This window comes from Rhizobium sp. M1, from assembly GCF_002531805.1.
In the GTDB taxonomy this organism is placed as follows: domain Bacteria; phylum Pseudomonadota; class Alphaproteobacteria; order Rhizobiales; family Rhizobiaceae; genus Rhizobium; species Rhizobium etli_C.
In genome coordinates, this window is the sequence record NZ_NWSW01000117.1 from 1 (window position 1) to 662 (window position 662).

Consider the following 662-nt stretch of genomic DNA (forward strand, 5'->3'; position numbering starts at 1 on the left):
CTTGTTCGCCGAGCGGCAGGTGAAGATCAGCCGGAGTGCACTTGGCGCCTGGCTACGAGGCCGCGGCTGGACGTTTAAAAAAAGACCGCACATGCACTGGAGCAAGACCGGCCGGATGTCCTGAAGCGCCGGCGCATCTGGTTTGATGGTCAGCTCGATCTCGATCCGGAGAAGCTGATCTTCATCGATGAAACTGGCCTTTCGACGAAGATGGCACGTCTGCGCGGACGTGCACTTCGAGGCGAGCGATGCCGAGCCGGCGTGCCACATGGGCATTGGAAAACAACGACCTTCACCGGAGCGTTGCGCCTTACGGGAATGACCGCACCGTTTGTCTACGACGGCGCGATGAACGGTAACGTCTTTCTGGCCTATATCGAGCAGGTGTTGCTGCCGACCCTTCAGACTGGTGACGTTGTGGTCATGGATAACCTCCCAGCTCACAAGACAGCCGGTGTGCGCGACGCAATCGAGCGCGCTGGCGCTACGCTCATGTTCCTTCCACCCTATAGTCCCGACTTCAACCCCATCGAAAACGCCTTCTCGAAACTGAAAGCCATGTTGCGCGGCAGGGCTGAGAGGAAGATCGACGCCCTATGGGACGCAGTCGGCGCTTTGATACCCCGCTTCACTCCTGCAGAATGCGCCAACTACTTCAGGGC

At 59.1% G+C, this 662-nt stretch carries 1 pseudogene; it reads left to right on the forward strand.

The annotated features are described in order from the left end of the window. A pseudogene (locus tag CO655_RS33210) lies at window positions 1-662 on the forward strand (IS630 family transposase); the annotation flags it as partial.